Raw genomic sequence first — 25,073 nt, forward strand, 5'->3', positions numbered from 1 at the left:
CGGGGATCGGGCGATCGGCCGCCGGGCCGGGCCCGCAGCGCGGGCGCTGCGGACCCGGGGGTCGCGGTCGCTCGGGAGCGGCCGCGGGACGCGCTACCAGCGGTAGTGCGCGAAGGCCTTGTTCGACTCGGCCATCTTGTGGGTGTCCTCGCGACGCTTCACAGCGGCACCGAGTCCGTTCGACGCGTCGAGGATCTCGTTCATGAGACGCTCGGTCATCGTCTTCTCGCGACGGGCCTTCGCGTAGCTGGTGAGCCAGCGGAGGGCGAGGGTGTTGGCGCGGTGCGGCTTGACCTCGACCGGGACCTGGTAGGTCGAGCCGCCGACGCGGCGGCTGCGGACCTCGAGGGTCGGACGGACGTTGTCGAGCGCCTTCTTGAGCGTGACGACGGCGTCCTGGCCGTTCTTGGCGGAGACTCCCTCGAGGGCACCGTAGACGATGCGCTCGGCGAGTCCCTTCTTGCCGTCCAGGAGGATCTTGTTCACGAGCTGGCTGACGACCGGTGCGCCGTAGACGGGGTCTGCGACGACGGGGCGCTTGGGAGCGGGGCCCTTACGAGGCATTACTTCTTCTCCATCTTCGCGCCGTACCGGCTGCGAGCCTGCTTGCGGTTCTTGACGGCCTGGGTGTCCAGGGCGCCGCGAACGATCTTGTAGCGGACACCGGGGAGGTCCTTCACACGACCGCCGCGCACGAGCACCATCGAGTGCTCCTGCAGGTTGTGGCCCTCGCCGGGGATGTAGGCGGTGACCTCGGTGCCGTTGGAGAGCTTCACGCGGGCCACCTTGCGGAGGGCCGAGTTCGGCTTCTTGGGCGTGGTCGTGTAGACGCGCGTGCACACGCCGCGCTGCTGGGGGTTGGCCTTCAGGGCGGGCGCCTTGGTCTTGGTGACCTTCGGCGAGCGTCCCTTTCGGACCAACTGCTGAATCGTTGGCACTGATTTGCTCCTTGAATGCTGCACGGTGACAGCGGATCGATGGTCGACATTCGGCCTGTCCGTCGCCGGACGCGGCCGAGTTCATCTGGACCCGACGCACCCCGCTCCACCGGCGAGCGGCGCAGAGGGGAGGAGGACGGGTATGCCGTGGGGGCCGTCCGATCGGACGAACCCGCGGACCCTTGCGGACCCGGTGGAGCGAAGCGCGGCACCCGGCCGGCCCGGAGGCACGACACGAGCGCACGGCAAAGCGCACACCCGAAGAATATTACGGGGAGTGACGGGGCCGGTCAACCGGACGACGTCCGCCTGCAGCGAGCGGGGCGGACGATCGCCTACTCCCGCTCGTCGCCCTCCCAGCCCCAGTGGGGCGTCCCTCCGCCGGCGTCGCGACGAGCCAGCAGCAGCAGGAACACGACGTGCACGGCCGTCGCCAGCACACCCGTCGCGATCGCGAACGCCGTGCCGGCGTGGTCGAGCGCGTAGCCCAGGATCTCGCCCGGCTGCTGGAGCCCGAGACCGTAGATCGCACCGCCGACGAGCAGGAAGAGGAGGTAGACGACGACTCCGGCGAGCAGCGACGGCCCGAGCACCCGGGTCACCGACGGGCGCGCGGCGAGGGTGATCATCGAGAGCAGGACGGCCACGACGCACGCGCCGACCGCCACCGGGCCCAGGATCGGGCCGGCGTCTCGCTCGGGCACGACGTCCTGATCGAGCAGGAGGCTCAGCACTCCGAACGCGCAGACGACCAGCGCGAGGTAGAGGAACGCGGCGAACGCCGCCAGGGCGATGCCGTAGCCCAGGCCCGCTCCCCTGCCCTGCTCCCCCGGCGCGGTCACGACTGCGCGGCGGCGTCGCGCTGGGCGTTGCGGCGCTTGACGCCCCGGGCGCGCGCGGCGATGAGGGCTCCGCCCCAGACGCTCGCCTCCCGCGCGAGGACCGCGGCCGCGGCGACTCCGAGGAGGACGGCCGGGTCCTGCAGGAAGTCGACGAGCTCGGTGCGGTCGGCGGGAGGGACAGCGCCCCCGACGTCGTACCAGGCGCCGACGAGCGCCGCCGCTCCGGCGAGCAGGGCGACGAAGAAGCCGCCGAGGACGTACGCCCACCACCCGGCGCGGTTCACGGCCAGGACGAGGAGGGCGAGACCGACGAGGAACGCGGCGACGGGCGCCAGGAACGCGGCGGTGGGACCCTGCGCGAGGGCGACGGCGAGAGGGTCGCCCTGGGCCGCGTCCACGACGAGGCGGACGGCCGTCAGGCAGGCCAGCAGGAGGGCCGCGAACACGGCGGTGGTCAGCAGGGCGACGGCGAGGCCGGCGATCCGGTTGCCCTTGCGGCGCGGCGGCGCGGGCTCGGGCTCCACGCGTCCGAGCGGCGAGGGCTCGGCGGGCCGGGCGGCTGCGGGCGCCGCGGCGGGCCCTCCCCCGGTCAGCGGCTCGGGCCACACGTACTCGCGGGTCTTCTGCGGCCCGGTCGCGGTGCCGGACCCCTCGGGCGCGGTCGGCATGCGCTCGGTCTCGGCGTCGCTTCTCCAGGTCACCCGGTCAGGATAGGCACACGCCGGAGCGGGAGTGCTCAGGCGCGCGGCCACCCGCAGAAGGGTGGCAGTGCGGCGTCACTCCAGCGGGTTCAGCAGGCGGTGCAGGAACTGCCGCGTGCGCGGCTCCCGGGGATCCCGCAGCAGCTCGGCGGGCGCGCCGCGCTCGACCACCACCCCGTCGGCCATGAAGACCACCTCGGAGGCCACTCTGCGCGCGAACTCCAGCTCGTGCGTGACGACGAGCATGGTCCAGCCCTCGGCCGCGAGCTCGCGCATCAGCGACAGCACGTCGCCGACCAGCTCGGGATCGAGCGCCGACGTCGGCTCGTCGAAGAGCAGGAGCTCCGGCCGCAGCGCGAGCGCGCGCACGATGCCCACGCGCTGCTGCTGCCCGCCCGAGAGCTCGAAGGGGTAGGCGCCGCCCCTGCCGCCCAGGCCCACCCGCTCGAGCAGCGCCTCGGCTTCGGGGACCACCTCGGACGCCGGTCGGCGCTGCACCCGCAGCGGACCCTCCGTCACGTTCTCGAGGACGCTGAGGTGCGGGAACAGGTTGAAGTGCTGGAAGACCATCGCGGAGCGGTCGCGCAGCGCCGTGAGCGAGCGCCGGCCCACCCCCGCGGCGAAGTCGAGGGCGGTGCCGTCCGAGAGCACGACCACGCCCGCGTCGGGCACCTCGAGGCTGTTGAGCGAGCGCAGCACGGTGGTCTTGCCCGAGCCGGACGGGCCGATCAGCGCGATCACCTCGCCGCGACGGATGTCGAGGTCGATCCCGCGGAGGACCTCGACGGAGCCGAACGCCTTGCGCAGGCCCCGGACGGAGAGCACGGGACGCGCGTCCTGCGGAGGGTCAGCGGGCGACATAGCGGTCCAATCGCTTCTCGAGGAGGCTCTGCCCGCTCGAGAGCACGAGGCAGATGAGCCAGTAGATCAGGGCGGCCTCGAGGTAGAGCAGCATGAACTCGCTCGAGGCGGTGGCGATCTTCTGCGCCTGGCGGAAGAGCTCGGTCACCAGGATCAGCGAGGCCAGCGACGTGTCCTTGACCAGCGAGATGAAGGTGTTCGACAGCGGCGGGACCGACACGCGCGCAGCCTGCGGCAGGATGATCCGCCGCAGCGCGAGACCGCGCCCCATGCCGATCGTGTGCGCCGCCTCCCACTGCCCCTTGGGCACGCTGAGGATCGCGGCCCGGATGACCTCGGCCGCGTAGCCGCCGACGTTGAGGGCGAACGCGATGATGGCGCTGGGCCACGGGTCGATCCGCACGCCCAGGCTCGGCAGTCCGTAGAAGATGACGAAGAGCTGCACCAGCAGCGGGGTGCCGCGGATGACGGAGATGTAGACGCGGGCGATCCAGGCGAGGATCCGGACCTTCGAGAGCCTCATCAGCGCGACGGCCAGAGCGAGGATCAGCCCGAGCACGAAGCTGGCGAGCGCGAGCGGGATCGTGCCCACGAGGCCGCCGGACAGGATCGGCCAGAACGACCGCAGGACGAGGTCGAGGTCCACGTGGTCTCCTCTCGCCGGGGCGATGGGCGGTGCGGGCGGGGGGGGATGCGCCCGCTCCCCTGGGATGCTGTCACGCATCCGGGACGGACGCGGGAGGTTGCCACGGGGCCGACCCTCGTGGGAGGCCCGTGGACGACGGGAGGGAGCCGGCCGGGACGGCCGACCCCCTCCCGTGGAGTCCTACTCGGAGACGTCGGCGCCGAAGTAGCGCTCGGAGATCTCGGTGAGCGTGCCGTCGGCGCGGAGCTCGCCGAGCGCGTCGTCGACCGCGTCGACCAGGTCGTCCGAGCCCTTGGGGAACGTGAAGGCGCTCTCGGAGCTGTCGTCGGTGGTCACCGCGACCTTGAGACCGGCGGCCTGGTCCGGGAAGTTCGTGGACCAGTCGAGCCAGGTGAGGCGGTCGTTGATGGTCGCGTCGACGCGGCCCTGCTCGACGAGGGCGACGGCCTGGGCCCAGCCCTCGACGCCCTCGACCTGGGCTCCGGCGTCCTGCGCCAGCTCGTACCAGTTGCTCGAGAGGGACTGCGCGGTCGTCTTGCCCGCGAGGGAGTCGAGCGACGTGATCTCGGTGTCGGCGGTCGGGACGACCACCACTCCGGGGCTCACGGCGTAGGGCTCGGAGAAGTCGTAGCGCGCGCTGCGCTCGTCGTTGATCGAGACCTGGTTCGCGATGACGTCGAACCGGCCGCCGTCCAGGCCCGCGAACATCGCGTCCCACTGCGTCTCCTCGAACTCGGGCTCGACGCCCAGCTTCTCGGCCACGGCGGTGATGATCTCGACGTCGTAGCCCGTGAGCTCGCCCGTGCCGCCGTCGGCGTGGAACGAGAAGGGCTGGTAGGTGCCCTCGGTGCCGATGGTGAGCACGCCCGCGTCCTGCACCTCGGCGAGGGTCAGTCCGGAGTTGGCGGCGGTGGTCCCCTCGTCGGTGGATCCGGAGACGGCGTCCTCGGTGGAGGCCGGGGCGCAGCCGGCGAGGACCAGGGCGGTGGCGGCTGCGGCGGTGCCGAGCAGGACGCGCAGGGGGGTGCGGGCGGAGAGGTGCGTCACGATGGGTGTCCTTCGGTGCTTCACGATGTCGTCGCGCCGGTGGTCGGCGCGGGTTCCCGAGCGGGGGCTCCGGGAGCGGGACGACGCGGACCGGATCCGCGGCCGCCCGGAGTGACCATAACCACCGGGAGGGGGTGGCCTATTCCCCGATGTCCCCGGATGACGGCGCGAGAGCGGTGAGGAACTCCTCCGCTCCGGCCACCTCGCCGGCCGTGATGCCCTCGGCCGGGTCCGGACGGACGAGGTGGAACGGGGTGGCCTGCTCGCGCGCCCAGGCGTAGGCGTCCTCGCGCAGGTTGTCGTCGATCCAGACCACGGCGTCGATCGGCGCCGTCTCGCGCGCCCGCTCGAGCCACAGTGCGACGGGCTGCAGCTTGCCGGTCGCCCCCGGGAAGCGCGCGTCGCGCGGAAGGCCTCCGCGGAACACGATCGCCTCCGTGCCCTCGGGCAGCTGCAGATCGCGCGCCAGCACGGAGGTGAGCTCGGGCGGCCAGGTCGTCGCCCAGACGATCGTGCCGACGGCGGCGAGGCGTGCGACCAGCGCGGCGCGATCGGCGTCGAGCACCAGCCGGTGGCCGCCCGCCGCCCGATCGCTCACCACGGACGGGTTCAGGACGCCGTCGACGTCGAGGAGGATGAGGGCGGCCATGCCTGCCACCGTAGCCGCGGCACCCCGGGCGCCGCGAGAGGCCCTAGCGTGGCGGGATGCCCCCCTCCGCTCGACTGCCCGGCGGTCGCACGGTCGCCCTCGAGCCGGACGCGGTGAGGACGGGCTCGCTCGTGCTCACGATCGACGGCTCCGAGCAGTCGCTGATCGACCCGTCGGACCCGGGCGCCCTGGACCTCGAGTACACCGCCCGGCTCGGCGCCGTCGTGGACGCCCTCGCTCCGCCCGGCCTGGCCGTGCGCGTGCTGCACCTGGGCGCCGGCGCCCTCTCCCTCGTCCGCTACACGCAGTGGACGCGGCCGGGATCCGAGCAGACCGTCGTCGACCCCGAGGAGGGACTCGTGGACTTCGTCCTCGAGCACGCTCCCCTGCCGCCGGGCACCCGCCTGCGCGTCGTCACGGCGGACGCCGCGGCGGAGCTCCCCCCGGGCGCGGTCGACCTGGTCGTCCTGGACGCCTACGACGGCGACGAGGTACCGGAGGCGTTCTTCGGAGCGGCGGCGCTCTCCCGGATCGCCGATCGCGTCGGCGAGGGGCTGCTCGCCGTCAACGTGGCCGACGACGCCGACCACCGCCGCCTCGAGCGGCTGCGGGCGGTGGTCGCTGCGTCGCTCCCGGTCACGGAGGCGATCGGAGCGGAGTCGTTCGTCCGCGGGCGATCGGCGGGCAACGCGATCCTGCTCGCCTCACGCGGCGCCGTCGCCGCTGAGGTCGGCGTCCACCTGCTCGCCGCGGGCCCTCATCCGGTCGCCGCCGCTGCGCAGCGCCACGTCGTGCCCGTCGAGGTTGCGGTAGAAGTCGACCCGTGACTCGAGCGCGATCCCCGCGTCGAGGTACTTCGCCCTGATCCGCTTGATGTAGGTGCGGACGGTGTGCTCGGCGATCCGCATCTCGACGGCGACCGTCTTGACCGCGGTGCCGGCCCCGTAGGAGCGCATCACGCGGCTCTCCTGCGGACTGAGGACCGGGCGGCGATCCTCGTCGGAGAGCAGGAAGCGGCCGCGGGCGGCCTCGGAGATCCAGGTGCGCCCGCTCGAGACCGACACCACGGCCGCTGCGAGGTCGCCGGGGTCGTCGCCCTTCCAGACGAACGCCGAGCGCTCGAAGCGGAGCACCGCGCGCACGGTCTCGAGTCCGAGCGTCGTCGAGAGGGCCACCACTCCGCGGTACCGGCCGACGAGGTGCGCCAGGGTGCGGACGAGGTCGCCGGCGACGACACCGTCGAGGTCGACCACGGCGACGGTGCCGGTGTCCTCGAGGCTCGTCGTGTCCTGCACGTCGAACTGCGGGAGGGCCGCGCCCAGGAGGGCGAGCAGGGCGGCGCGGTCGATCGCGAGACCGTCGACGACGGTCAGGGCGAGGCGCTCGGTCTGGGGCACAAGGTCTCCTCGTGGGCGCGGTCGGGAGCCGCCCCCGGGGGCACCGTAGCGGCCTCGGAGCCCCCATGCCAGACGTTGGGACACTCTGTCTCCGACGGCACCGGCCGAGCGACTCCCGATGACCGCGGCACGCGCCGGGGTGTCCCCACTGCGCGGGGCACCCTCCTGGGGCTAGTGTCTGGGCGATGAAGCACCTCGACACCTCCACCCCCCGCGCCAAGAGGCTCCCGGCCGATGAGGTCCGGGAGCGGATGCTGCGCGCCGCCCGCGGGGTGATCGCGGAGAACGGCCTCACCGTCGGCTTCGCGCACCTCCCGATGGAGGAGTACATCCGGCTCGCCGAGGTCCCGCGCAGCTCGGTCTACCGCATCTGGAGCACCCGCGAGGAGTTCGTCGCCGATCTGATCGGCGAGGTCTTCGTGCACGACCGCTACGCCGGGGGCACCGACCCCGAGGCGCAGGAGCTCATGCGCGAGGTCTACGAGAGCCACGGCGACCGCTTGTCCACGTCCCGGGGGCGCCGGGCGGTCGCCTGGGAGATGATCCGGATCGGCGCGAACGCCAACATGGCGACTCTGCGGCGCTCCGTCGACTGGTCCTCCTACAACGCCCTGCTCGCGTGCACGTTCTCGATGGAGGAGGGACCGGCCCGCGAGGCGGTCCGCGCCACCGCGAAGCGGATCGAGACGATGCTCACGCACCGGATGCAGGCCTTCTACCAGGAGATGCTCGACGTGTTCCGCGGGACCATGCGCCCCGGATTCACGACGCTGCAGCTCGCCCACCTCACCGCGATCGTCATCGACGGGCTGGCGCATCGGAGCAGGCTGATCGACGAGGAGCTCGACGCGACCATCACCGCGCCGGGCCTGGACGGCGAGCCGGTGGAGTGGAACCTGGCCGCGTGGACCATCCGCTCGATCGTCGACGGCATGCTCGAGCCGCCCGCCGAGGACTAGCCCGCCGGGACCGGCTCGCAGAATCCGTCGATCAGCATCATCACTCCGGCCACGACCAGGCTGGGCGATTCGGACCGGTCGGGGACGAGCGGCCCCGTGACCAGCTCGGGCGCCGCGATCCTCGCGACGCACAGACCTTCGATGTACGCCGAGATGGCGGACGCGAGCGCCGTGTACTCGTCGCCGAAGCCCGGCCGCAGCCGCAGGCCGGCCTCGGTCAGCGTGTAGCGGTAGTACTTCGCCATGTTCTCGATGAAGTGCTGCTGGCGTCTGCGGAGCGCGTCGTGGACCACTCCGCGGACGGGTTCGTCGTGCGACTCGACGGTGCCTGCCAGCGAGACGAAGTTCCGCCAGTGCCGCGAGGCGAACGTGTTCTCGTAGTTCGCCTCGATGGCGACGGCCACGGAGGCGACCAGGGTGGCGCGCCGCTCGTCGGCCGCGGCCTCGGCATCCGTGTTCCGCTGCAGATAGGTGGCGCCCACCTGCAGCGCCGGCTCGTCGAGACGGGTCGAGAGGAGACGGTCGGGGATCCTGGCGAGCAGCTCGTCGAAGAAGTCCTGGCGGCTCGGCCAGATCCGGTAGACCGTGCTCCGAGGGACCCCCGCCGCCCGGATGAGGTCCTCCAACGGGAGGTGGGAGACCCCCACTCGCAGTCCGTCGCTGCGGACGACGTCGAGACCGGCGTCCACGAGGCGGGTGCGCACCTGCTCGCGCGTCAGGCGGGGTGCACGCGGTGGTGTCGCGGGCGGGACGGTGTTCTGGCTCATGCGGCCTCCGGCGGGAAGGCGGAGGCGCCGTCGTCGGCCCCCGGTGCTGGGAGCGTAGCGCGTGACGGAGGAGCGCCGAGGACGGGCGCGGCCCGCTGCCGACCGTGAGCCGGGCGGGCCGCGCTGCCTGTCCCCCTGACGGCCGTCCCCCTCGGCCACTCCCAGGGTAAACGCAATCCGTCCGGAAGGACCCACTTCGGGACATGATGTCGCGGAGTAGTGGGGGACCCCCGTGGCCCGGCGTCAGCGCGCGGGACGACGTCGTGGTTCGTCCGACGGCGGCGGCTCGACCGGAGCGGGGGGCGCTGGAACGTCGCCGTGCGAGCGGGCGAGGGTGGCGGCGACGGCGTCGGCCGCCTCCGCTCCGGCACGCTCGGCCAGCGCCGTGTTGCGCATCAGCCAGGCGTGATGACACGGGCTCGCGGCGATCCTCGTCACGACGGACGCGAGGCGCATCGCGTCCCCGACGCGGGCCAGCGGGCTGAGCTCCGCGAGGACGGACGGGACGTCCGGCAGCGACATCAGGGTGTAGCGGCAGGTCGAGACCTCGTACTCGTCGACGCCCGCCTCGGCCGACCGGGCGCCGACGATCACGTCGCCCAGGTCGAGGTCGCGGGTCCGCGCGCCGAGGACGGAGACCAGGGTCACCCGGATGTCGCCCGCGAGAGCCACGACGTGCACTCCGGCCGGCCAGGGCGGGAGCCGGCTCAACTCCGACGAGCCCGTGCGCATGGCGATGCCCGCCTGGGACGAGAGGGCGTCGATCATCGGCATCCCCGTGCACTCGCCCGCCCGCGCCGCGTCCTCGGACGCGGCCTCGCCGCAGGACGCGAGGAGGGCCGAGAACCCGAGCCGGGACTGCGGCTCGAGCCCCGCCACGACCGCGGGGCTGACGGAGCCGGTCGACTCGATCACCTCGCCCAGACGGGCGGCGAGGTCCGAGCCCGTGTTCGGCGTGCCGAAGGTGATGACGTCCGAGACCAGCGACTCGACGCTGACGCCGTCGACCTCCTGGCTGAGCGCCTGCCGGGCGGCGAGGCCGCCCATCGAGTGCGCCACGACGATCGCGCGGTTGCCCGTGGCGGTGACGAGGCAGGCGAGGGAGGAGGCGAGCGCGTCGCTGATGCCCGGATCCGTCACCCAGCGCGCCGACAGGTCGCGGTAGTCGAAGGTGTAGACGACGGAGCCCTCGATGTCCTGCAGGGTGCCGATGACGGAGCGCTCCGCGACGGTGCCCGGCTGATCGGCGCCGGTGACCGCTCGGTCGGCGTCGGTGCCCGGCTGAGCCGAGTCGGAGCCCGCGACCAGGTCGACGAGGTGCGAGAAGGCACCGGTGCGCGCCTCGTCGTGCGTCGAGGTGCCGAGCCAGCCGTGCACGACGACGACCGGCACGCGGGCGCGGGAGGGGGCCGCATCGACCTCGTCGTCCTGCAGCACGGGAGCGAGCTGCGCGACCCCGCACGACGCCGGAGCGGACTGCGCCGCGACGGCGCGCCCTGCGGGCAGCACGACTGCACCGACCGCCACGAGAAGGGCGGTCAGCACGACGACCACGATTCTCATCCGCGCGTATCCTCACCGCTGCGACCCCGACCGGACGGGCGCGGGGCGGCACCCCGTCGAACGTCTGTCGAGTCAATCACCGACTCGGGGGCCGTGCGGGGCCTGTCGGACGACCACTCACCCCCCTTGCGGTGGGCATCCGGCGTGGCGGACGCCCTGCGGGGACGACGAAGGCCCCGCCGGGAACCCGGCGGGGCCTTCGATCACGCGGTCACGGCTCAGCTGTAGTTGCCGGGCTCGTATCCGTCACTCGAGAACGAGTCGAAGTCGACGAACGACAGGTCGGCGTCGCTGAACGCGGCGTCGTCGGCGAAGATGCGGTTGGGGTACCGCTCGGCCTTCGCCTCCTCGGTCGCCTCGACGGACACGTTGCGGTACTTCGGGAGACCGGTACCGGCCGGGATCAGCTTTCCGATGATCACGTTCTCCTTCAGGCCCAGCAGCGGGTCGCGCTTGCCCTCCATGGCCGCCTGCGTCAGGACGCGGGTGGTCTCCTGGAAGGACGCGGCCGACAGCCACGACTCGGTCGCGAGCGAGGCCTTGGTGATTCCCATGACCTCCTGGCGGGCGGACGCGGTCCGCTTGCCCTCGGTCAGAGCCGCACGGTTGACCTCGCTGTAGCGCGAGCGGTCGACGAGCTCGCCCGGCAGCAGATCCGTGTCGCCGTGGTCGACCACGGTGACCTTGCGGAGCATCTGACGGACGATGACCTCGATGTGCTTGTCGTGGATCGGCACACCCTGCGAGCGGTAGACGCCCTGGACGCCGCCGACCAGGTGCTTCTGGACCTCGCGGACGCCCAGCACGCGCAGGACCTCCTTGGGGTCGACCGTTCCGACGTGCAGCTGCTGACCGAGCACGACCGACTGGCCGTCCTCGACGAGGAGCTGCGAGCGCTTGAGCACCGGGTAGATGACCGCCTCGTCGCCGTTGTCCGGCTGGAGGATGAGTCGTCGGGCCCGGTCGGTGTCCTCGATCGTGATGCGACCGGCGGCCTCCGCGATCGGCGACGCGCCCTTGGGGGTGCGGGCCTCGAAGAGCTCCTGCACGCGGGGCAGACCCTGCGTGATGTCGTCGGCCGAGGCCGATCCACCGGTGTGGAAGGTGCGCATCGTGAGCTGCGTGCCGGGCTCGCCGATCGACTGGGCCGCGATGATGCCGACGGCCTCTCCGATGTCGACGAGCTTGCCGGTGGCGAGCGAGCGGCCGTAGCAGGCCGCGCAGACGCCGACGGCGGACTCGCAGGTCAGGACCGAGCGCACCTTGATGTGGCGCACCTCGGCTCCGACCAGCTTCTCGATGAGGACGTCTCCGACGTCCTCGCCGGCCTCCGCGATGACCTCGCCTGCCTCGTTCGTCGCCGGGGTGGCGAGCGAGCGGGCGTAGACGGAGTTCTCGACGTTGGAGTCCTGCGACCAGGCGCCGGTGGCGTCCTGGAGCATGATCGGCAGCTCGAGGCCCTTGGTGGTGCCGCAGTCGTCCTCGCGGATGATGACGTCCTGGGAGACGTCGACGAGTCGACGCGTCAGGTAGCCCGAGTCCGCGGTGCGGAGCGCGGTGTCGGCCAGACCCTTGCGGGCACCGTGCGTGGCGATGAAGTACTCGGCGACCGACAGTCCCTCGCGGTACGAGGAGATGATCGGTCGGGCGATGATCTCGCCCTTCGGGTTGTTCACCAGGCCTCGCATGCCCGCGATGTTGCGGACCTGCAGCCAGTTACCACGGGCACCGGACGTGACCATCCGGTTGATGGTGTTGTCGGTCGGGAAGTTCGCGCGCATGGCCTTCGCGACCTCGTCGGTCGCCTCGGTCCAGATCTTCACGAGCTCCTGGCGACGCTCCGCCTGGGTGGTCAGACCCTTGTCGTACTCGGTCTCGACCTTCGCGGCCTTCTTCTCGTAGCCCGCGATGATCTCGGGCTTGGAGGGGGGCGTGAGGATGTCCGACAGGGCGACGGTCACACCGGACCGGGTGGCCCAGTAGAAGCCGGCGTCCTTGATGCGGTCGAGCGAGGCGGCGACCTCCACCTTCGGGTAGCGCTCCGCGAGGTCGTTGACGATCCCGGAGATGGTCGTCTTGTCGGCGACCTGCTCGAAGTAGGGGTAGTCGACCGGCAGCGCCTCGTTGAAGAGCGCGCGGCCGAGCGTCGTGTCGAGCAGGATCGGCGCGGTGACCTTGCCGTTCGCGTCGAGCTCGACGCCCTCGGGTGCCGTGCCCTGCGCGAAGAAGACGTCCGACATGCGGATCTTCACCTTCGAGTTCAGGTGCAGCGAGCCCTGGTCCTTCGCGAGGATCGCCTCGGAGACCGAGGAGAACGCGCGTCCCTCACCGGCGGCACCCTCGCGGATGGTCGTCAGGTGGTGGAGGCCGATGATCATGTCCTGCGTGGGCAGGGTGACCGGACGGCCGTCGGAGGGCTTGAGGATGTTGTTCGACGCGAGCATCAGGATGCGCGCCTCGGCCTGGGCCTCGACGGACAGCGGCAGGTGGACGGCCATCTGGTCGCCGTCGAAGTCCGCGTTGAACGCGGCGCAGACGAGCGGGTGCAGCTGGATCGCCTTGCCCTCGACCAGCTGGGGCTCGAAGGCCTGGATGCCGAGTCGGTGCAGCGTGGGCGCGCGGTTGAGCAGGACGGGGCGCTCGCGGATGATCTCCTCGAGCACGTCCCACACCTGGGGGCGCGAACGCTCCACCATGCGCTTGGCGGCCTTGATGTTCTGCGCGTGCGACAGGTCGATCAGGCGCTTGATGACGAACGGCTTGAACAGCTCCAGCGCCATCTGCTTGGGCAGACCGCACTGGTGAAGCTTGAGCTGCGGTCCGACGATGATCACCGAGCGGCCCGAGTAGTCGACGCGCTTGCCGAGCAGGTTCTGGCGGAAGCGACCCTGCTTTCCCTTGAGCATGTCGCTCAGGGACTTCAGGGCGCGGTTGCCGGTTCCGGTGACGGGGCGACCGCGGCGGCCGTTGTCGAACAGTGCGTCGACGGCCTCCTGCAGCATGCGCTTCTCGTTGTTCACGATGATCTCGGGGGCACCGAGGTCGAGCAGGCGGCGGAGTCGGTTGTTGCGGTTGATCACGCGGCGGTAGAGGTCGTTCAGGTCGCTCGTCGCGAACCGGCCTCCGTCGAGCTGCACCATCGGGCGCAGCTCCGGCGGGATCACCGGGACGACGTCGAGCACCATCGCGGCCGGCGAGTTGCCGGTCGCGAGGAACGAGTTGACGACGCGCAGGCGCTTGATGGCGCGGATCTTCTTCTGACCCTTGCCCTCGGCGATCTGCAGGTGCAGCGTCTCGGCCTCGGCCTGGAGGTCGAACTGCTCGAGGCGCTTCTTGATCGCCTCGGCGCCCATGTAGGCCTCGAAGTAGACGCCGTAGCGGTCGACGAGCTCGTTGAAGACCGCGTCCTCGGGCTTGAGGTCGCCGACCTTGAGGGTGCGGAACTGCTCCCACACGCTCTCGAGACGCGCGATGTCCTCGTCGAAGGACTTGCGGATCTGCGACATCTCCTTCTCGGCGCCGTCCTTGGTGCGGCGCTTCTGGTCGCTCTTCGCGCCCTCCGCCTCCAGGGCGGCGAGGTCGGTCTCGAGACGGGCCAGGCGGTCCGCGATGCGGGAGTCGCGCTGGTCGGAGAGGGTCTTGATCTCGAGCCGGAGCTCGTTCTCGAGGCCGGGCATGTCGGCGTGACGGCCGTCGTCGTCCACGTCGATGATCATGTACGCCGCGAAGTAGATGACCTTCTCGAGGTCCTTCGGCGCCATGTCCAGCAGGTATCCGAGGCGCGAGGGGACGCCCTTGAAGTACCAGATGTGGGTGACGGGGGCGGCGAGCTCGATGTGGCCCATCCGCTCGCGGCGGACCGAGGACTTGGTGACCTCGACGCCGCAGCGCTCGCAGACGATGCCCTTGAAGCGGACTCGCTTGTACTTGCCGCAGGAGCACTCCCAGTCGCGGGACGGTCCGAAGATCTGCTCTCCGAACAGGCCGTCCTTCTCGGGCTTGAGGGTGCGGTAGTTGATGGTCTCGGGCTTCTTCACTTCACCGTGCGACCAGCGACGGATGTCATCGGCCGTCGCGAGGCCGATGCGCAGCTCGTCAAAAGTGGTTACGTCGAGCAATGTTTTCTCCTTGTCGGAAAACAGGTGTCTCGTCAGAGACGGGAGGTCGTCAGATGCTGGCGCGGGATCAGATGTCGTCGACGGAGGACGACTCGAACCGGGAGGAGATGTTGATGCCGAGCTCTTCCGCGGCGCGGTAGACCTCGTCATCGGTGTCGCGCAGGCTGACCGCGGTGCCGTCGGCCGAGAGGACCTCGACGTTCAGGCACAGCGACTGCATCTCCTTGATGAGGACCTTGAAGGACTCGGGGATGCCCGGCTCCTGGATGTTCTCACCCTTGACGATGGCCTCGTACACCTTCACGCGGCCGAGGATGTCGTCCGACTTGATGGTGAGGAGCTCCTGCAGCGCGTAGGCGGCACCGTAGGCCTCGAGGGCCCACACCTCCATCTCGCCGAAGCGCTGTCCACCGAACTGCGCCTTACCACCGAGCGGCTGCTGGGTGATCATCGAGTACGGGCCCGTCGAGCGCGCGTGGATCTTGTCGTCGACGAGGTGGTGCAGCTTCAGGATGTACATGTAGCCGACCGAGACCGGGTCCGGGAAGGGCTCCCCGGAGCGGCCGTCGAACAGCTGCGTCTTGCCGGACGAGCCGATCAGGCGCTCACCGTCGCGCGTCGGGGTGGTGGAGTCGAGGAGCCCTGCGAGCTCCTCCTCCGCCGCGCCGTCGAACACGGGGGTCGCGACCTTGGTGCCGGGCGCCGCCTCGCGGGCGTGCTCGGGCAGGCGCGCGGCCCACTCCGGCTCGCCGTCGACCTTCCAGCCCTGCTTCGCGATCCACCCGAGGTGGATCTCGAGGACCTGGCCGAAGTTCATGCGGCCGGGGACGCCGAGCGGGTTGAGGACGATGTCGACCGGGGTGCCGTCGGCGAGGAACGGCATGTCCTCGACGGGCAGGATCTTCGAGATGACGCCCTTGTTGCCGTGGCGGCCGGCGAGCTTGTCGCCCTCGGTGATCTTGCGCTTCTGGGCGATGTAGACGACCACGCGCTGGTTGCGCCCGAGCCGAGCTCGTCGTCGCCATCCTGCGCGTCGAACACCTTGACGCCGATGATCGTGCCCTGCTCGCCGTGGGGCACCTTCAGCGACGTGTCGCGGACCTCGCGGCTCTTCTCGTTGAAGATCGCGCGGAGCAGGCGCTCCTCGGCCGAGAGCTCGGTCTCGCCCTTGGGCGTGACCTTGCCGACGAGGATGTCGCCGGGGCGGACCTCGGCGCCGATGCGGATGATGCCGCGCTCGTCCAGGTCGGCCAGGAGCTCCGGGCTGACGTTGGGGAGGTCGCGGGTGATCTCCTCCTTGCCGAGCTTGGTGTCGCGGGCGTCGACCTCGTACTCCTCGATGTGGATCGAGGAGAGGACGTCGTCCTTCACCAGGTTCTGGCTGAGGATGATCGCGTCCTCGAAGTTGTGACCCTCCCACGGCATGAACGCGACGAGCAGGTTCTTGCCCAGCGCGAGCTCGCCGTTCTCGGTGGCGGGGCCGTCGGCGACGATCTCGCCGACCTCGATGCGCTCGCCGGCCGAGACGACCACGCGGTTGTTGTACGAGGTGCCCTGGTTGGAGCGGTCGAACTTGCGGAGGAAGTAGGTCTGCGTGCCGCCCTCGTCCAGCTGGACGGTGACGGAGTCGGCGGAGACCTCCTGGACCACGCCCGCCTTGTCGGCGGTGATGACGTCGCCGGCGTCGATGGCCGCGAAGCCCTCCATGCCGGTTCCGACCACGGGCGACTCGCTGCGCAGCAGCGGGACGGCCTGGCGCTGCATGTTCGCGCCCATGAGCGCGCGGTTCGCGTCGTCGTGCTCGAGGAACGGGATCAGCGAGGTCGCGACCGACACCATCTGGCGCGGGGAGACGTCCATGTAGTCGACGCGGTCGGCGTCGACGAGCTCGACCTCTCCGCCCTTGGGGCGGACGAGGACCTTGCCCTCGGCGAAGTGGAAGTCCTTGGTGAGGGGGGCGTTCGCCTGGGCGACCAGGTACTCGTCCTCCTCGGACGCGGTGAGGTAGTCGATCTGCTCGGTGACGCGACCCGCGACGACCTTGCGGTACGGGGTCTCGATGAAGCCGAACGAGTTGATGCGCGCGAAGGACGCGAGCGAGCCGATCAGGCCGATGTTCGGGCCTTCCGGGGTCTCGATCGGGCACATGCGGCCGTAGTGCGACGGGTGGACGTCGCGGACCTCGACGCCGGCGCGCTCACGGGAGAGGCCGCCGGGGCCCAGCGCCGACAGGCGGCGCTTGTGGGTCAGACCCGCGAGCGGGTTGTTCTGGTCCATGAACTGCGACAGCTGCGACGTCCCGAAGAACTCCTTGATCGCGGCCACGACGGGGCGGACGTTGATCAGGGTCTGCGGCGTGATCGCCTCGATGTCCTGCGTGGTCATGCGCTCGCGGACGACGCGCTCCATGCGGGACAGGCCGGTGCGGACCTGGTTCTGGATCAGCTCGCCGACCGCTCGGATGCGGCGGTTGCCGAAGTGGTCGATGTCGTCGACGTCCAGGCGCAGGTCGACCGGAGCGCCCTCGCGGACGCCCGGCAGCGTAGTGCGGCCGTCGTGCAGCGCGACCAGGTACTTGATGGTCGCGATGATGTCCTCGACCGTCAGGACCGAGTCGGACAGCGCCTTGTCGATGCCGAGCTTGCGGTTGATCTTGTAGCGGCCGACCTTCGCGAGGTCGTAGCGCTTGGAGTTGAAGTAGAAGTTGTCCAGCAGCGCGCGGGCGGCCTCGGCGGCGACCTGCTCGCCCGGACGGAGCTTGCGGTAGATGTCGCGGAGAGCGTCCTCCTTGGTGAGGATGTTGTCCTTCTCGAGCGTCAGCTCGATCGACTCGTAGCCGGCGAACTGCTCGAGGATCTCCTCGCTGGTGAGGCCGAGGGCCTTCAGGAAGACGGTGACCGACTGCTTGCGCTTGCGGTCGATGCGCACGCCGACCTGGTCGCGCTTGTCGATCTCGAACTCGAGCCACGCACCGCGGCTCGGGATGACGCGGGCGGAGTAGATGTCCTTGTCGGACGTCTTCTCCTGCTGGCGCTCGAAGTACACGCCCGGCGAGCGGACGAGCTGGGACACGACGACACGCTCGGTGCCGTTGATGATGAACGTGCCCTTCTCGGTCATGAGCGGGAAGTCGCCCATGAAGACCGTCTGGGTCTTGATCTCGCCCGTGAGGTGGTTCATGAACTCGGCCTCGACGTACAGAGGAGCGGCGTAGGTCTTGCCGCGCTCCTTGCACTCCTCGATCGTGTACTTCTCGGGCTCGAGGTACGGGTTCGTGAAGCTCAGCTGCATCGTCTCGCTGAGGTCCTCGATCGGGGAGATCTCCTCGAAGATCTCGTCCAGACCGGAGTTGGCGGGGAGGTCCTCCCGGCCGGCGGCCTTCGCCTCGGCGACGCGGGTCTTCCACGCCTCCGAGCCGACGAGCCAGTCGAAGCTCTCGGTCTGCAGTGCGAGCAGATCCGGAACCGTCAGGGTGTCGCTGATCTTGGCGAACGAGAGACGCGATGCGGCGCGTCCGTTCTTGGGTGAGGTGGTGGTTGCGTTGGGCGCAGCAGCCAAGGAAGGAACCTCCGTAGACCCTCGCGGGTCTCAATCTGTGGGATGTGTGGAGTGGGCTCCCGCCGGGCGGGCCGACACCCGCCCTCCACACGCCGCAGGGACCGTTTCGACGCGGTCTTCGGGGTGAGGGCTAGAGTGTGGCATCGGCATCCACCATCTGATGCCGGGTTCCGGTGACCTGCCGACCGCAATATGAGGGCGTGGGTACTCGGGAGCGCAAAGTACAAATATAGATGCATCGCGCCACGCCGCGCAAGTGCAGATCCTTGCGTCGTGTCGCGGGGTCCGGTATACGGCCCGCGGAGGCCCCCGGTCGGGTGCCGCCCCTTGCCGCGTCCCCCCGACCGCCCGCGTCCCTCAGACTGAGGGGATGCAGGAACGAACCGGACGCCGACGCGGCGACGACTCCGAGCACCCTCGCGCCGTGCTCTCCAGCGGCTACCTGGCGCGGATCGAGCCCGACCGGCACTCCCCCGACGCCGCGACGCTCGTGGTCGACGGCACACCGCAGTCGCACGTCGACCTGGCCGACCCGACGCACCTGTCCTTCGAGTACGTGCGCCGCATCGGCCACGCGATCGACCTGCTCGCCCCCGAGGGCGAGGCCGTCACCGCGCTGCACCTGGGCGCCGGGGCGCTCACGCTCCCCCGCTACGTCGCCGCGACCCGGCCCGGCTCCCGCCAGCAGGTCGTCGAGATCGAGGGCGCGCTCGTCGAGCTGGTGCGGGAGGCGCTGCCGCTGCCCCGGGGAGCCCAGATCCGCATCCGCCAGGGCGACGCCCGCGAGGTGCTCGGCAAGCTCCCGCCCGGACTCCTCGGCAGCATCGACGTCGTCGTGGTCGACGTCTTCTCGGGGGCCAGGACCCCGGCGCACGTGACGAGCACGCAGTTCTACTCCGCGATCGCCCCGCTGCTCGCGCCCGGCGGCGTCGTGGCGGTCAACGTGGCCGACGGCGGGGCGCTCGCCTTCGCCCGCGCGCAGGCGGCGACCCTCTCCTCCGTCTTCGCTCACACCGCGATCATGACCGACACGCAGATGCTCAAGGCGAAGCGGTTCGGGAACGTGGTGATGCTCGCCTCCGGCTCGCCGCTGCCGGTCGACGGACTGCCCCGCCGACTCGCCTCCGACCCCGCGCCCGCGAAGCTCGTGCAGGGCCGCGAGCTCGACAACTTCGTCGCAGGAGCCTCGCCCGTCACGGACGACACGGCCACGCCGTCGCCGCTGCCAGCGCGCAGCATCTTCCAGGTGCGGCGCGGCTGACCGTCCTCGGATGGGCGCGTCCGGAGGAGAGCCGTGCGCTCCGCCCCGTAAACTGGGCCGGCCCGAGCGGCCTCCCGCTCGTCGCACACGACCCGCGACGCACCGGATCCGCACCCCACGAGGAAGCACTGCTCTGAGCATCATCATCCGCCACGATCCCGCGACGCTCCGCGAGGAGATCGACGTCGACGCCGCCCAGGAGCGCCTCGAGGAGATCGGCGCGCTGCGCTCCCTCGCCGCCCTCACCGAGAAGGCCGAGCTGCTGCGCCTGCTCGGCCGGCTCGACGAAGCCTGGGACCTCGCCAACGAGGCCGTCCGCCGCACCCGCTTCTCGGGCGACCGCGCCGAGCTCCTGACCGCTCGCGTGCGCCGAGCACGGCTCATGCAGCTGCGCGGACGCCCGGACGAGGCGCTCTCGGAGCTCGCGCTGTGCGTCGAGGAGGCGCGCACCCACGAGTGGCACCTCGAGCACTCCTTCGCCCTCAAGCACCGGGGCCTCGCGTCCTTCGAGCTCGGCGAGTACGGCCGCGCCGCCCGCGACTTCGACGCCGCGACCGTGCTCGGCGAGCGCGTGGGCGTCCCGGAGGAGGAGCTCGAGATCGCTCGAGTGGGTCTCGCGTCCGCGACCGAGTTCCAGGGCGGCTCGACGCGCGAGCGGACCGAGGGCTCCGTCCGCGGGCGACGCCGCGCGGACGGCGCTCAGGACGCCGCGGCGACCGACGACTCCGACGGCGCCGAGAGCGCCGACGAGGCCTGACGGCTCCCCGACGGGACGGCGGACGCGTGGCCGAGCTGGAGCAGGTCAGGGCCTGGGCCGAGGAGCTCCTCGGGGAGCACCTCGACGACTCCTGGAGCTTCGGCTTCGACCACGCGCGCACGCGCGGCGGCGCCTGCCACTGGAGTGATCGGCGCATCACGCTCTCGCGTCACCTCGCCGCCCGCTGGAGCGACGAGGAGGTGCGGCAGACCCTCCTGCACGAGGTCGCGCACGCCCTCGCCGGCCCGACCGCCGGGCACGGGGCGGTGTGGCGCGGGATCGCCGCACGCCTGGGCTACACCGGCTCGCGCACGCACAGCAATCCGACCGCCGACGAGCTGGCGCCGTGGGTGGGCACCTGCCCCGGCGGGCACCTCTTCTACCGGCACCGCCGCCCCTCCCGCCCCCTGGCCTGCGGACGCTGCGCCCGGCGCTTCGAGGCGGCGAACGCCATCCAGTGGCGTCGCGCCCGGTCCCGGCGGCGTGAGCGCGACCGGGGAGCCGCGAGCGATCCGCGGTCGCGCGCCCAGCACCGGGCAGTGGCTCGAGGAGGCGGACGGCCGGCGCTGGTGGTTCGACTCCGGCAGCCTCGCGCTCGACTTCGCCTTCACGGGGTCGATGCGCGGCGCCCCGGGTGAGCGGCTGCCCACGGACGACGCCCTCGGCACCTGGCTCGCCGAGCGGTTCGACGCGGTGGGCGACGGCGCGCGCGAGGCGAACCTGGCCGACGCTCTGATGCTGCGGGACGCGATCGCGCGTCTGGCGGAGGCCGCCGAGCAGGGCGGCTCCGGGGAGCCGGGCGACATCGACGTGCTCAACCTCTTCGCGGCGATGCCGGACATCCCGCCGATGCTGTCGGGCGGATCGCGGCAGGCCGGCCGGACCACCGCCGCGGCGCGCCAGGCCCTCTCGACGATCGCGCGGGAGGGGGTCGAGCTGCTGGGCGGCCGGGGCTCGGGCCGCTCCGCCGCTGCGACGCCGAGGACTGCCGGATGCTCTACCTCGACACCTCGCGGGCGGGCACGCGCCGCTGGTGCTCGATGCAGCGCTGCGGCAACAGGGCGAAGGTCCGCGCGCACCGCAGCCGGAGCGCGGCGCGCGCGGCCGGCCGCTAGTCGACGATCCGGACCTCTTTCCAGAACGCCACGTAGCCCGAGAAGTCCTTGCCGACGCGGTCGAACGCGGTGGGGTAGGGAGTCGGGTAGGACCAGGCGCGGTCCTTCAGCAGACCGTCGTCGGACTTCACCGAGAAGTACTGGCACTCGCCCTTCCAGGGGCAGGTGTAGGGGGTGTCGCTCGGCTCGAGCAGCTCGGTCGCGACGCTCGAGGGCGGGAAGTACCAGTTGCCCTCGATCGAGATGAGGTCGGAGTCGGGGGCGTCGGCGAGGACGACGTCGTGGAGGACGGCTTTCATGCGGGCCAGCTTTCGGGTTCGGTCGCGTGCGCGGTGCGAGCGGAGGCGCTCCCTGCGAACGCTACGCCGCTCCGGGCCCGGCGGTCGAGGGGCCCTCAGCGCAGGACGGTGACGTCGGCGACCGAGTCGAGGCGGGCCGCGGCGGCGACCTCGTCGGCCCGCCCCGACTCCTTCAGCGCCCGGCCCGACGGCGACGCCGAGAGGAGGTGGCCGCAGGCGCGGCGGAGGCCGGCGAACGAGGCGGACGCGACCGCCGCGTCGGGCGACGTGTGATCGATGCCGAGGGCGATGAGGGCGTCGATGAGCGCCCCTGCGGCGAGCTGGTCCTCGAGGGCGAAGCGCGCGGATCCGTCCTCGTCGACGTCGCCCGCGGCGACGACGTTGACGCTCGTGCGCCCGCCGTTCTCGTGCTGGCGCTCGAGGATCCACGCCGCGACCGCGGTGCGGTCGGCGAGCCCGGCCCGCACGACGCGGCCCTCGACGCCGTGCAGGGGCAGCTCCCGGCCGCCGGGCAGCGCGTCGACGACGACCGTGATGTGCGCGGGAGCGAGGACCCGCAGTGCCCGCGGGCCCCAGTCGAAGCGGATCTGGTAGGTCGACTGGTCGTGGGCGGAGGACGCGGCGTTCACCCTGACACGGTACCGGGCGCATACACGGCCGAGCGCTCCCGCGCACCCGGTGACGCCGGAGGGCCGCGCGGAGGAGGATGGACGTCGTGAAGGTGATGCTGAAGCACGTGCTCGACACCGACGTGGACTCCGCCTGGCGCGCTCTGCAGAGCCCGGCCGTGTTCCGCGAGGTGATGTCCCCCCTCCTGACCGCCGCGTCGCTGGACGAGGGCGGCTTCCGGCCGACGTGGGGGCTGGGCCCGCACGACGTCGCGATGGACGCCCTCGGGATCGTGCCGATGGGCGCGCAGGAGATCGACCTCTCGTACCGGCGCGTGCCGTCGATGCCGGACGTGCGGATCCTGCGCGACAGCGGCGCTCCGCTCTCGGGCGCCCTGCGGCTGATCACCGCGTGGGACCACCGGATGGCGGTCGCTCCGCTCCCGGACGGGCGCACGCTCTTCCGCGACCGGCTCGAGTTCAGTGCGGGGCTCGCCTCGCCCGCGCTGTGGCCGTCGATGTGGGCGTTCTGGCAGTGGCGCGGGATCCGCATCCGCTCGCTGGCGCCCAGCTGGCGTCACGACGTCGGCGCCGATGCGCGCCCCCGCGGGGAGGCGGCGGAGTGAGCCCCGACGGCACCGCCGAGGAGGAGACGGAGCTCTCGCGCGCCGAGCTGATCCGCTTCCAGTGGCCCTCGTCGGAGGACGAGGACGACGGGTCGGGCGAGGTCTCGCCCCGCCGCCGACTCGCGTCGGCCATCGAGGTCGCCGACTGGCGCCGCCACGTGCACGCCCTGTACGCCGAGGTCCGCCGCCTCTCGAACGTGGACCTGCTCGCGGCGCACGCGTCGTGGATCCGCGGACGCAACGCGCTCTTCGCCCGACACCCCTCCACTCCGCTGCTGCCGGCGGACCGGGCGCACTTCCGCTCCCTCGCGATCGCGCCCTACGACGCCTCGTGGCGGTTCGAGGTCGAGGTCGCCCCCGCCGAGGAGCCGCGACGGATGGACGTGGAGACCGGGACGGACGGGACCGTGCCGTTCGAGCTGGTCGGCACCGTCGCGATCCCCCGCGCCGGGACGCTCGACGTCTGGCGGCTCGGCTCCTACGGCGGCGGGCTCTTCCTGCCGGTCAAGGACGCCCTCGCCGGGACCCCCGGCGGGACCTACGGCGGCGGGCGCTACCTGCTCGACACCGTCAAGGGCGCCGACCTCGGCCCCGGGAGCGCCCCGTCGACCCTGGTGCTCGACTTCAACTTCGCCTACAACCCGTCCTGCGCGTACGACCCGGCGTGGGCGTGCCCCCTCGCACAGGCCGGCAACACGCTCGGCGTCGAGGTGCCGGTGGGCGAGCGCTACAAGGGCTGAGCCGCGCCCGGACCGCGGGCTCCGATGCGACGAAGGACCGGAGTCCGCTAGGGTGGTGGGGTGCGAGCGCGAAGTCTGCGCTCCCCCGCGTCGTAGAACGCCCCTTGTCCCCTGAGGACTCTGACCGTCGAGGACTCCGTCCCGACCATCTGGCGCACCGTGCATGAGGCCTCCGGCCGCGCGCACAGCTTCGTACGGCGAACGGATGTGACCACCGTCACCTTCGCCCGAAAGCCGATCACCCGCGCCCGGCCACAGGCCTGCGCTGTCGGATCGGCATGATGCCCCGAAAGGCACCATCCATGTCGTCCATCCCCACCTTCGCCGCTCTCGGCGTCCCCGCTCCCCTCGTCTCGGCCCTGACCGCGAACGGCATCACCGAGCCGTTCCCGATCCAGGTCGACACGCTGCCCGACACCCTGAACGCCGCGACGTCCTCGGACGCGGCAAGACCGGCTCCGGCAAGACCCTCGCCTTCTCGATCCCGATGATCGCCCGCCTCGGCGGCTCGCTCGCCGGTGGCCGCCGCCGCCCGGGACGCCCGCTCGGACTCGTCCTCGCGCCGACCCGCGAGCTCGCCACCCAGATCACCGCGGCGATGCAGCCCCTCGCCGACGCTACGGCATCGTCACCACGACGATCTTCGGCGGCGTCTCGCAGCAGCGCCAGGTCGCGGCCCTCAAGCAGGGCGTCGACATCGTCGTGGCCTGCCCCGGCCGCCTCGAGGACCTGATGAAGCAGGGCTTCGTCAACCTCGACGCCGTCGAGATCACCGTGCTCGACGAGGCCGACCACATGGCCGACCTGGGCTTCCTGCCCGTCGTCACGCGCATCCTCGACAAGACGCCGCGCGGCGGCCAGCGCCTGCTGTTCTCGGCCACGCTCGACAACGGCGTGGACAAGCTCGTCAAGAAGTACCTGCAGAACGAGGTGCTCCACTCGGTCGACGAGGCGAACTCGCCCGTCGCCCTGATGACCCACCACGTCTTCGAGGTCGACGGCCTCGACTCCAAGAACGCCCTCGTGAAGACCCTCGCGTCGGGCACCGGCCGCCGCATCCTCTTCATGCGCACCAAGCACCACGCGAAGAAGCTCGCCAAGCAGCTCACCGGCCAGGGCATCCCCGCCGTCGACCTGCACGGCAACCTCTCGCAGGTCGCCCGCGACCGCAACCTCGCGGCGTTCGGCGCCGGCGACGTGAAGGTGCTCGTCGCGACCGACGTCGCCGCCCGCGGCGTCCACGTCGACGACGTCGAGCTCGTCATCCACGTCGACCCGCCCATGGAGCACAAGGCGTACCTGCACCGCTCGGGCCGCACCGCCCGCGCCGGCTCGGAGGGCGACGTCGTCACCGTCGTGCTGCCCACGCAGCGCGGCGACGTGAAGACGCTCCTGCGCAAGGCCGCCATCCAGGTCCAGCCCCAGCAGGTCACGGCCGACTCGGCCGCCGTCGCGAAGCTCGTCGGGGACGTCGCGGCGTACGTGACCCCCTCGGCCGTCGTCGAGCCCGCCCGCGGGCAGTCGCAGGGCGGACGCTCGCAGGGCGCGAACGCGCAGCGCAAGCGCGCGGCCCGCACCGACGGCACCGGCTCCGCCCCCCGCGGCGGACGCGGAGAGCGCT

The 25,073-nt window shown here is 71.6% G+C and carries 21 protein-coding genes and 3 pseudogenes; 9 read left to right on the forward strand and 15 right to left on the reverse strand.

Going from position 1 to position 25,073, the window contains the following annotated elements; translation table 11 throughout:
* Nucleotides 1-93 precede the first annotated feature (93 nt).
* From rpsG to B0T42_RS03830, 9 genes are all read right to left on the reverse strand, one after another.
* A complete protein-coding gene (rpsG, locus tag B0T42_RS03790; RefSeq protein ID WP_055787043.1) occupies nt 94-564 on the reverse strand; it encodes a 30S ribosomal protein S7 in 471 nt (156 codons plus the stop codon).
* Nucleotides 564-938 (reverse strand): 30S ribosomal protein S12, encoded by a 375-nt coding sequence (gene rpsL / locus B0T42_RS03795; RefSeq protein WP_055787040.1) that lies wholly within the window; start codon nt 936-938, stop codon nt 564-566. The genes rpsG and rpsL overlap by 1 nt, the downstream gene beginning before the upstream one ends.
* Before the next feature lie 335 nt (nt 939-1,273).
* Entirely contained in the window at nt 1,274-1,780 is a 507-nt protein-coding gene (locus B0T42_RS03800; RefSeq protein ID WP_077221992.1) for a DUF6121 family protein, read from the reverse strand.
* Nucleotides 1,777-2,481, reverse strand: coding sequence for a hypothetical protein (locus tag B0T42_RS03805; RefSeq protein ID WP_077221993.1), 705 nt, complete (start codon nt 2,479-2,481; stop codon nt 1,777-1,779). Before B0T42_RS03805 ends, B0T42_RS03800 begins: the two co-directional genes overlap by 4 nt.
* A gap of 75 nt (nt 2,482-2,556) precedes the next feature.
* Nucleotides 2,557-3,342: an amino acid ABC transporter ATP-binding protein gene (locus B0T42_RS03810; RefSeq protein WP_077221994.1), complete on the reverse strand. Its 786-nt coding sequence runs from the start codon at nt 3,340-3,342 to the stop codon at nt 2,557-2,559.
* Nucleotides 3,329-3,988, reverse strand: coding sequence for an amino acid ABC transporter permease (locus tag B0T42_RS03815; RefSeq protein ID WP_077221995.1), 660 nt, complete (start codon nt 3,986-3,988; stop codon nt 3,329-3,331). Before B0T42_RS03815 ends, B0T42_RS03810 begins: the two co-directional genes overlap by 14 nt.
* Before the next feature lie 180 nt (nt 3,989-4,168).
* Nucleotides 4,169-5,035: an amino acid ABC transporter substrate-binding protein gene (locus B0T42_RS03820; protein ID WP_077221996.1), complete on the reverse strand. Its 867-nt coding sequence runs from the start codon at nt 5,033-5,035 to the stop codon at nt 4,169-4,171.
* Between the two features lie 139 nt (nt 5,036-5,174).
* Complete coding sequence (locus B0T42_RS03825) at nt 5,175-5,684, reverse strand: HAD domain-containing protein (RefSeq protein ID WP_077221997.1); 510 nt, start codon at nt 5,682-5,684, stop codon at nt 5,175-5,177.
* A gap of 704 nt (nt 5,685-6,388) precedes the next feature.
* Nucleotides 6,389-7,081: a helix-turn-helix transcriptional regulator gene (locus tag B0T42_RS03830; RefSeq protein ID WP_077221998.1), complete on the reverse strand. Its 693-nt coding sequence runs from the start codon at nt 7,079-7,081 to the stop codon at nt 6,389-6,391.
* A 185-nt stretch (nt 7,082-7,266) separates the two neighbouring features.
* Between B0T42_RS03830 and B0T42_RS03835 the strand changes: the two genes are divergently transcribed.
* Nucleotides 7,267-8,040, forward strand: a complete 774-nt coding sequence (locus B0T42_RS03835; RefSeq protein WP_077221999.1) for a hypothetical protein — start codon at nt 7,267-7,269, stop codon at nt 8,038-8,040.
* Here the strand turns inward: B0T42_RS03835 and B0T42_RS03840 are convergent.
* From B0T42_RS03840 to rpoB, 4 genes and pseudogenes are all read right to left on the reverse strand, one after another.
* Nucleotides 8,037-8,807: a TetR/AcrR family transcriptional regulator gene (locus tag B0T42_RS03840; protein ID WP_077222000.1), complete on the reverse strand. Its 771-nt coding sequence runs from the start codon at nt 8,805-8,807 to the stop codon at nt 8,037-8,039. The genes B0T42_RS03835 and B0T42_RS03840 overlap by 4 nt on opposite strands.
* Before the next feature lie 243 nt (nt 8,808-9,050).
* Entirely contained in the window at nt 9,051-10,370 is a 1,320-nt protein-coding gene (locus B0T42_RS03845; RefSeq protein ID WP_139344405.1) for an esterase/lipase family protein, read from the reverse strand.
* A 218-nt stretch (nt 10,371-10,588) separates the two neighbouring features.
* On the reverse strand, nt 10,589-14,488 hold the full coding sequence (locus B0T42_RS03850) for a DNA-directed RNA polymerase subunit beta' (protein WP_077222002.1): 3,900 nt from the start codon (nt 14,486-14,488) through the stop codon (nt 10,589-10,591).
* Between the two features lie 67 nt (nt 14,489-14,555).
* A pseudogene (rpoB, locus tag B0T42_RS03855) lies at nt 14,556-18,046 on the reverse strand (DNA-directed RNA polymerase subunit beta).
* A 370-nt stretch (nt 18,047-18,416) separates the two neighbouring features.
* Between rpoB and B0T42_RS03860 the strand changes: the two are divergent.
* From B0T42_RS03860 to B0T42_RS20990, 5 genes and pseudogenes are all read left to right on the forward strand, one after another.
* Nucleotides 18,417-19,307, forward strand: coding sequence for a spermidine synthase (locus B0T42_RS03860; RefSeq protein WP_077222003.1), 891 nt, complete (start codon nt 18,417-18,419; stop codon nt 19,305-19,307).
* Between the two features lie 10 nt (nt 19,308-19,317).
* Nucleotides 19,318-20,064 carry a tetratricopeptide repeat protein gene (locus B0T42_RS20600; protein ID WP_201788478.1) on the forward strand — a complete coding sequence of 249 codons (747 nt, stop codon included), beginning with the start codon at nt 19,318-19,320 and terminating at the stop codon, nt 20,062-20,064.
* A 26-nt stretch (nt 20,065-20,090) separates the two neighbouring features.
* Nucleotides 20,091-20,702, forward strand: a complete 612-nt coding sequence (locus B0T42_RS03870) for a SprT-like domain-containing protein (RefSeq protein ID WP_077222004.1) — start codon at nt 20,091-20,093, stop codon at nt 20,700-20,702.
* Nucleotides 20,683-20,952: pseudogene (locus B0T42_RS20985) on the forward strand (ABATE domain-containing protein); the annotation flags it as partial. The gene B0T42_RS03870 and the pseudogene B0T42_RS20985, both read left to right, overlap by 20 nt.
* A gap of 104 nt (nt 20,953-21,056) precedes the next feature.
* Entirely contained in the window at nt 21,057-21,179 is a 123-nt protein-coding gene (locus B0T42_RS20990) for a CGNR zinc finger domain-containing protein (RefSeq protein WP_236720094.1), read from the forward strand.
* Here B0T42_RS20990 and B0T42_RS03880 read toward each other — a convergent pair.
* Nucleotides 21,176-21,478, reverse strand: coding sequence for a DUF427 domain-containing protein (locus tag B0T42_RS03880; RefSeq protein ID WP_077222005.1), 303 nt, complete (start codon nt 21,476-21,478; stop codon nt 21,176-21,178). The two genes, B0T42_RS20990 and B0T42_RS03880, sit on opposite strands and share 4 nt — an antisense overlap.
* Nucleotides 21,479-21,573: 95 nt before the next feature.
* Nucleotides 21,574-22,107: a 2-phosphosulfolactate phosphatase gene (locus tag B0T42_RS03885; protein WP_077222006.1), complete on the reverse strand. Its 534-nt coding sequence runs from the start codon at nt 22,105-22,107 to the stop codon at nt 21,574-21,576.
* Nucleotides 22,108-22,202: 95 nt separating this feature from the next.
* Here B0T42_RS03885 and B0T42_RS03890 point away from each other — a divergent pair, with 95 nt between their 5' ends.
* From B0T42_RS03890 to B0T42_RS03900, 3 genes and pseudogenes are all read left to right on the forward strand, one after another.
* The gene (locus tag B0T42_RS03890; protein WP_236720095.1) at nt 22,203-22,712 is read left to right on the forward strand and encodes a hypothetical protein; all 510 of its coding nucleotides are present in this window, start codon (nt 22,203-22,205) and stop codon (nt 22,710-22,712) included.
* A gap of 131 nt (nt 22,713-22,843) precedes the next feature.
* Nucleotides 22,844-23,452: a DUF1684 domain-containing protein gene (locus B0T42_RS03895; protein WP_201788479.1), complete on the forward strand. Its 609-nt coding sequence runs from the start codon at nt 22,844-22,846 to the stop codon at nt 23,450-23,452.
* Between the two features lie 302 nt (nt 23,453-23,754).
* Nucleotides 23,755-25,073, forward strand: a pseudogene (locus B0T42_RS03900) (DEAD/DEAH box helicase); the annotation flags it as partial.

This window comes from Rathayibacter rhapontici, assembly GCF_001995175.1.
Classification (GTDB): domain Bacteria; phylum Actinomycetota; class Actinomycetes; order Actinomycetales; family Microbacteriaceae; genus Rathayibacter.

Coding starts and splice junctions, on each gene's coding strand:
- B0T42_RS03840 (WP_077222000.1), bottom strand. CDS start 8,807: ATGAGCCAGAACACCGTCCCGCCCGCGACACCACCGCGTGCACCCCGC.
- B0T42_RS03860 (WP_077222003.1), top strand. CDS start 18,417: ATGCAGGAACGAACCGGACGCCGACGCGGCGACGACTCCGAGCACCCT.
- B0T42_RS20600 (WP_201788478.1), top strand. CDS start 19,318: ATGGGCGCGTCCGGAGGAGAGCCGTGCGCTCCGCCCCGTAAACTGGGC.
- B0T42_RS03880 (WP_077222005.1), bottom strand. CDS start 21,478: ATGAAAGCCGTCCTCCACGACGTCGTCCTCGCCGACGCCCCCGACTCC.
- B0T42_RS03825 (WP_077221997.1), bottom strand. CDS start 5,684: ATGGCCGCCCTCATCCTCCTCGACGTCGACGGCGTCCTGAACCCGTCC.
- rpsG (WP_055787043.1), bottom strand. CDS start 564: ATGCCTCGTAAGGGCCCCGCTCCCAAGCGCCCCGTCGTCGCAGACCCC.
- B0T42_RS03845 (WP_139344405.1), bottom strand. CDS start 10,370: ATGAGAATCGTGGTCGTCGTGCTGACCGCCCTTCTCGTGGCGGTCGGT.
- B0T42_RS20990 (WP_236720094.1), top strand. CDS start 21,057: ATGCTCTACCTCGACACCTCGCGGGCGGGCACGCGCCGCTGGTGCTCG.
- B0T42_RS03810 (WP_077221994.1), bottom strand. CDS start 3,342: ATGTCGCCCGCTGACCCTCCGCAGGACGCGCGTCCCGTGCTCTCCGTC.
- B0T42_RS03835 (WP_077221999.1), top strand. CDS start 7,267: ATGAAGCACCTCGACACCTCCACCCCCCGCGCCAAGAGGCTCCCGGCC.
- B0T42_RS03890 (WP_236720095.1), top strand. CDS start 22,203: ATGCTGAAGCACGTGCTCGACACCGACGTGGACTCCGCCTGGCGCGCT.